Source organism: cf. Phormidesmis sp. LEGE 11477 (assembly GCF_015207105.1).
Classification (GTDB): domain Bacteria; phylum Cyanobacteriota; class Cyanobacteriia; order Phormidesmidales; family Phormidesmidaceae; genus Phormidesmis.
This window is the reverse complement of the sequence record NZ_JADEXO010000191.1, coordinates 1-6,261: the sequence shown is the minus strand read 5'-3', so window position 1 is coordinate 6,261 and position 6,261 is coordinate 1. Positions and strand designations below refer to the sequence as shown.

Genomic DNA, 6,261 nt, shown 5'->3' with positions numbered 1-6,261 from the left:
GTATCAGGGCATTGTGGTCGGTGATACGGGGCTAGGCATTCCAGCAGCAGATCTGGTGCGGCTGTTTGAGCGAAACTATCGAGGCGTACAGGCCAAGGGTGATATTCCGGGGACAGGATTGGGGTTGGCGATCGCGCAGTCGCTGATGTCCGAGATGCACGGGTTTATAGAAGTGGTGAGTCCGGCAGCAGGCACGCCATGGCTACCAGAAAGCGCTTTTAATAGTGAATCTGGGCCAGGAACGGTATTCATCGTGTGGCTACTAGAAGTAGAGCGGCGATCGAAGAGATAAGACTATTCCTTTTGAGTTTGGTGTCTATATATTGTTGATTAATCCGATAGCGGGAGAATTTTGCTTTTGAGATTATCAACTTTGATTGATGTCGTAATATGATCTTCACTCTTTTACATAGATGAATTCTAATACAGCTCGTATTTCATTAGCTGGCAGAGCAGTGCGCCATTGTAGACCGGAGTGCGAGAGGCAGATTTGAGGCCAATATTGCTAGAAAGCGCTTTGTTGCCGCTAAGGATGTAGGCGGTCCAACCTTTGAATCGCTGTTTCAACACATTGCCGAGTAGCTTGTAGAAAGCGCCAAGATCGGTGTCTTTGCCAAGTCTTTCGCCGTAGGGTGGATTGCAGAGCAAGATGCCGCTGTCGGTAGGGGCTTCTACGTCCGCCAGTTCGTTCTGTTGGAAATTTACGAGATGTTCTATGCCGCACTTTTGGGCGTTGCTGTGGGCCTGGATCAGGACGTTTGGATCGCGATCGCTTCCCCCTACAAAAGCTAGCAAATCTTCCCTCTGTTGTTCTTCTGCCGCTGTCAGCATGCTTTCCCAAAGCTCGTCATCATAGTCTAGCCAAGTCTCAAAGCCAAACCGCTCACGAAACAAACCGGGCGCTACTCGCAGAGCCTGCAATCCCGCTTCTAAAGGCAATGTCCCTGACCCGCAGAGCGGATCAAAAAATGCCTGATCAGACTGCCAGCTCGATAGCTGAATTAGCGCAGCGGCTAAAGACTCTTTAAGCGGAGCTGCGCCGACAGCAGGCCGATAGCCGCGCCTGTGCAAACTGTCACCAGAACTATCGAGACTGAGAGTTGCTCTATTCTTGTGCAGGTGAACGTTGATCCGCAAGTCGGGTTCGTGCGTATCTACGTCTGAGCGATCGCCTAGCGTTTGGGTCTGCTGTTCTACGATCGCGTTCTTGACTTGCAGTGAGGTGAAGTGGGTATGGTTGAGCGCGTCGGTTTTGCCCGTAGCGGTAACGGCTAGAGTCTGATCGGGGGTGAGATACTGGCTCCAGTCTAGGCGCTGAACGCCGGCAAACAGATCTGCGCCTGTCGCACAGTCAAATTCGCTGAGCCGCCACAAAATTCTAAAAGGCAGTCTCGCCCACAGATTGACTTTATAAAGGAGGGCGCGATCGCCTTTAAACGCAGCCCCGCAAAATCCAGGCTGCACATCTTTTGCGCCTAGCCGTTCCAGTTCTTCTACAACGAGCGGCTCTAGCCCTCTTGCAACGGTTGCAAAATACTGGTTCATAGCGTTTCTTTGTCTCGAAAGATCGTTTGACTAGGCCCACAGCGAACTACGTCTGGGTCTGCAGCCAGTCAAGCAGCAGCGCCGCTACCGGACCGGGCTGCTCCAACTGCGGTAGCACGCCAGTCTCTGATACTACCTGAAATCGCTGGATCGCTTCAGGATTTAGCTGGGCCAGCCGCCGACCTAGCGATACCGTTGTGAACTTGGCGTCTTCTCCCCAAACCATCGCTGTGGGGACTTTCAAAGCCCTGATATAAGGCGTCAGATCAAAGTAAAGATCGCCCCTGAGGAAAGACAGCGCCGAGTATTCTGCATTGGGCTGCTGAGCGGAGTTTAGATACGCTGAGATGATTTCTTCAGAAAGGCGTTCTGGTTTGGAAAACAAAAAGTTTTCTAGAAAATTGCGAACGGCTAGATCGTTAGTTGCCCCTAGGGTATAGATCAGCGTATCTAGAAAAGGCGTGTTGATGATGGGTTCTGGTAAGCGTCTGCCTGCCCCTTGGCCAAAGTCTCTAAAGCCAGCAGGGCAGGTGAGAAACAAGCGGCTAAACAGATGCGGCTTCTGGGCGGCGAGTCTAGCGATGAGGCCCGCCGTAAACGAGCTAGCGACCGCCACAATTGGCCCGGTGGCGACCTGCGAGATGAATGATTCTAGATTGACAAGATAGTCGGCAACGGTATAGCGATGAGGCGGATGTGCCGACGCGCCCCACCCAATTAGATCCGGGGCAATGACGGTGTACTGCGAGGCTAGGGCCGCATAGACCTTTGACCATTCGTAGGCAGAAGCGCCGCCACCAAAGTTGTGGAAGAACATCACCTGGTCTGGCGCGGGCGATCGCCATAGCGAACTTGCCTGCGTATAGTAAACGACCTGTCCTAATTCAGTAAAAACTGACTTCTTTCCAAATCCAGGCGGCTGGAACTTTAGCATCGCAGTCTCATCAAGGTAACGCAGCTATGGCTTATACATCTTAGCGATCGCCCACCTACTTTGCAGAATAGATGGCACCTAGATCGAACACACATCACAGTTTCAACCTAGTGCTTTGAGCAGATTGACAGCCGCACTAGCACTTAATCTCCTCAACAAGTGGCTGAATCAATAGACGACATATGTTAAGAAATCCATCAATTTTGACTGGTTTCTATCGGATTACGGGAATCCTGCACCTGCATCCTCAACTCAATCACTATCTCTGACCCGCTTGAACCAACCCTCTGCACCTGAATAAACGATATGACACCTAAAACATACAGGAAAGTTTTGATCAGAACTTTAGTAGCGCTCAGCGTACTACTTTCTAGTTTTGTGAGTGCGCCCAAATCAGCGAGCGCTGAGGCTACAACTGAAAGCAGCCTTGCTGATCAAACTGCAATCAAAGGACTATCAAACCAAGACCAAGCTGTTTTACCTATCGCTTCAGCCGCGTCTAGTGCTGATAGCCTGATACGGCAGTCCCTGAGCGTTCATTCAGATCCTGTAGCTAGGTTTTCACAGCCTGCTGTCTCTCTTGCGAGCCTGCAAGCCTCTGTGGTCGTGCGTAATGAAATAGAGCTGGGCGAGACTGAACAAAGCGGCGCTGAGTCGGATGAGGTTAGCTTAGCTAGAGAAAATACCTACGAGATTGATGTAGACGGGCAGTATGCTGCCATTACCGATAGTCATGAGATTTCTGAACAGCAGGCTGCCGCTGTCGATAGCCACGAGATTGCTGAACAGCAGGCTGTCCGGGTTGATGCCGTCTCAGATGTAACTGATGTTGAAGAGGCTAATAGCCATGAGGTCAGCCCTGACTCTGTTGATCTAGCCGCCGACCTGGCTACTGATCTGGCCACACCTGAAGAGGTGCAGATCGCCCAAGACCTCGGTGATACCTTTGCACCTGTTTCACCCGCTGAGCGTCGTCAGCAGTTGCTAATAGACCCAGATGCAGAGGTTCAGCTCGATCCGATCGCCACTATCGACTTTCCTCGAACGCTTCCCTCTTCTACGTTTCTAGTGCCCTCTGCCTACGGTGCGGATTGGGGAGATGTTTTTGTCGGACTTGCAGGCGTGGCAGGTGGAGACGATAGCGCTAGGACAGACGGCTCTGCTGCGCTTGGATTTGGCGTTGGCGATGCCGTTCGAAATGTAGGTCTAGAAGTCGGCGTTGGCATCATCAGCCTAGATGGATTCGCCGATGACGGCATTGTTGGCTTCAAGCTGCACAAGATATTTCCTCAAGCTGGCAATCTAGCCGTAGCCGCAGGCTGGACTAACCCGATTAAGTGGGGAAATGCAACTGACGCAGAGGATACTTTTTACGGGGTCGCGACCAAGCAGTTCAGACTGCGACCTAACGCGGATAACCAGATGCCGCTGACCACTTCTCTAGGGGTAGGAACAGGTACCTTCCGGTCAGTCGGTGCAATTGACGATGATGAAAATGGCGTTAACGTCTTCGGCAGTGCCGGGCTGCGAGTGATTCCTCAAGTGTCTTTGATCTCTAGCTGGAATGGAACTGGATTAGGATTAGCTACGTCTGTAGTACCTGTAAGGCGGCTACCATTCGTGCTGACTTTGGGAGTCTCTGATGTGACAGGCAATACGGATGAAGGCGCTCAATTCCAAGGATCTCTCGGTTATGCCCTGCGCTTTTAGGAAGGTAGTCTTCTAGAAAGTGAATGAGTCAGTCTTCAAAGCTATTTACTTTCAACTATTGGGTGCCGATTATTTCCAACAGCCCAGTTCCGTTCCAACAACCCAATTCCGATAGCTTCAACCATTTAGCTCAAACAATCAGATTAGACAAGAGGTTTTCCCTAGTGCGACTTATCTTCAAGCTCCCTTTTCTTACCCTGGCAGGCGCGATCGCCTCGCAGATGGCTTTTACTGATGTTGCGATCGCAGGCCGCGAGCCCGTCATCATCCCAGACTCTTCTACCAACGGCCTAGGCGATACCTTTGCTGAGCCTGAGCCTACATCAGTTTGCGCTCTCACCTTAGAAGGACTAGTCAACGATTTCTTGAGCAACGTGGGCAACAGCTCGTCCGTCCCGGTCGGTGGCAATCAGAGCCTGCCGATCTCAAGCTCACAGGTCGAAGCCGTTCGCGGTGCAATCTCAGCAGAGAATTCAACTAGCTTGGATCAAGCAGTCGCCAACTTACAGCAGCAGATCTCAGACGATTTGGGTGGGCCTAGAGTTCTTCTCTATAGCGTGGACAACTCCATAGAAGGCGTGCAAGATGCCGTCCTGGTATCGAATAACACAGTTAACACGCTAGACGATTCGACCATCATTGCCGCTTCTGAATCGCCAGCACTGGCTACTGTCCTGAGGTCATTAGAGAATGCCAACGCTTCGCTAAACAGCGCGCCATGCATCGGGTTTGACGACGGTGAGGGTGAGTTTAGCATGCTCAGCATCGCGCCTGGAGCCATGCCAGTAGTCGAACCCGAAGAGCCAGCACCGATCATCGAAGAGCCCCCCATGGTCGAGGAGACAGAAATCCAGCAGCCAGCGCCTGAACCGATCAGAGGTCTGTGGTAAGCTTTCTTCCGATAGAAACCTATAAAAGCAAAAATAGCAAAGCGAGCGTATGTTTACCACTGTACGCTCGCTTTGCTTCTTAACTGTTCGTTTTGTATAGAACAACTCAGGCAGACTGATCTGAGCATTCAGAGCTTTAGGCAGACGACTTATTCTTCTTCTACGGGTGGATAGCCAACTTCTCTTAGCGATAGCACCGGGTAGCAGGGGATAGACTTGGGTCCGCAGATGCCTTCGACAATACCAGTAGCAACAATGCCCTGCCCCACATAGCTCTGTAGAGGCTGACCTTGAAGATAGATGCGGCCTACGCCAGTCCCTTCTATGTAGTAGCCATTGGGAGAGGGATGGACGGCGGCTTCATCGTAATTGTACTGCGCTTGGAGCGTGCCTTCGACCGAGATAGGCGGGGCGATGGTGGCTCTGTACAGCTTGTGAAGCTGCCAAATAGTAAAGGTGCTAGCGGCTGCGCCCAAGATGAAAAAGATACTGGCCACTGCCCACAGGGTGGGTTGCGATCGCTCTTTCCTTTTATATGCTTTTTGCGGCTGCTCAGATATGGCTGAAGTTGTCACGGCTAGTACCCTCCCCTCCTTGGTGTCCATACTTCTGACTGTCCATATGATTAATATACTAACGGAGAAGCACCCTGTCAGCGGTAATCACCCGCTGCTGTATCAGCACTTTTATACGGTTAAATCAGCGTGGTCTTCTGCGTAGCTCGATATCAGTATTAGCAAATCCACACTGATATACCGCCCAAATCGCCATCGGCCTTAGATAGTGGCAAGCGCGAAACGTGCCCACTGCCGTAATCGCCTCCGGCGTGCGAAACTGCAAACCATGCTCGTACACCTGGCGCACCACCGCTTCTGTGATCTCCATCGCTTCGTCCATCTTGCCCTCGTGAGCCAAAAACGCAGCTAGGCCAAAATTAATGCCTGTCCATACCTCTAGCTGGTGCGTGTCGTCAGGATTTTGCGGCGACCCATCGGGCCGGACCCCATTCGCGCAGCCGACTTTTACACCTAGCTTAGCCGCGCTAAAGTATCCCGTTTGAGCCCCTTCAAATTTTTGATTCTGAGGACCAAGCTGGGCAGTGTATTGATTGAACTTTACAAAGCAAGCCTCGTAGATCGCCGACAGCGTCGGGCCAACAAACTCGCTATCTACCACATCCGG

General features: G+C 51.7%; 7 protein-coding genes. 3 read left to right on the top strand and 4 right to left on the bottom strand.

Features of this window, described 5'->3' with window-relative positions:
- On the top strand, positions 1-292 hold a 292-nt coding region (locus tag IQ256_RS28005; RefSeq protein WP_193858976.1), incomplete at its 5' end, for a sensor histidine kinase KdpD.
- 128 nt (positions 293-420) lie between these two features.
- Here the strand turns inward: IQ256_RS28005 and IQ256_RS28000 are convergent.
- Both IQ256_RS28000 and IQ256_RS27995 read right to left on the bottom strand, forming a co-directional pair.
- The gene (locus tag IQ256_RS28000) at positions 421-1,545 is read right to left on the bottom strand and encodes a class I SAM-dependent RNA methyltransferase (RefSeq protein ID WP_193858975.1); all 1,125 of its coding nucleotides are present in this window, start codon (positions 1,543-1,545) and stop codon (positions 421-423) included.
- Positions 1,546-1,591: 46 nt separating this feature from the next.
- Positions 1,592-2,479, bottom strand: coding sequence for an alpha/beta fold hydrolase (locus IQ256_RS27995; RefSeq protein ID WP_193858974.1), 888 nt, complete (start codon positions 2,477-2,479; stop codon positions 1,592-1,594).
- 378 nt (positions 2,480-2,857) lie between these two features.
- Here IQ256_RS27995 and IQ256_RS27990 point away from each other — a divergent pair, with 378 nt between their 5' ends.
- Both IQ256_RS27990 and IQ256_RS27985 read left to right on the top strand, forming a co-directional pair.
- Entirely contained in the window at positions 2,858-4,189 is a 1,332-nt protein-coding gene (locus tag IQ256_RS27990; protein WP_193858973.1) for a hypothetical protein, read from the top strand.
- 23 nt (positions 4,190-4,212) lie between these two features.
- A complete protein-coding gene (locus IQ256_RS27985; RefSeq protein ID WP_193858972.1) occupies positions 4,213-5,079 on the top strand; it encodes a hypothetical protein in 867 nt (288 codons plus the stop codon).
- Positions 5,080-5,228: 149 nt separating this feature from the next.
- Here the strand turns inward: IQ256_RS27985 and IQ256_RS27980 are convergent, their stop codons facing one another.
- Both IQ256_RS27980 and IQ256_RS27975 read right to left on the bottom strand, forming a co-directional pair.
- A complete protein-coding gene (locus IQ256_RS27980) occupies positions 5,229-5,654 on the bottom strand; it encodes a hypothetical protein (RefSeq protein WP_193858971.1) in 426 nt (141 codons plus the stop codon).
- A gap of 124 nt (positions 5,655-5,778) precedes the next feature.
- On the bottom strand, positions 5,779-6,261 hold a 483-nt coding region (locus IQ256_RS27975), incomplete at its 5' end, for a GH116 family glycosyl hydrolase (RefSeq protein ID WP_228025363.1).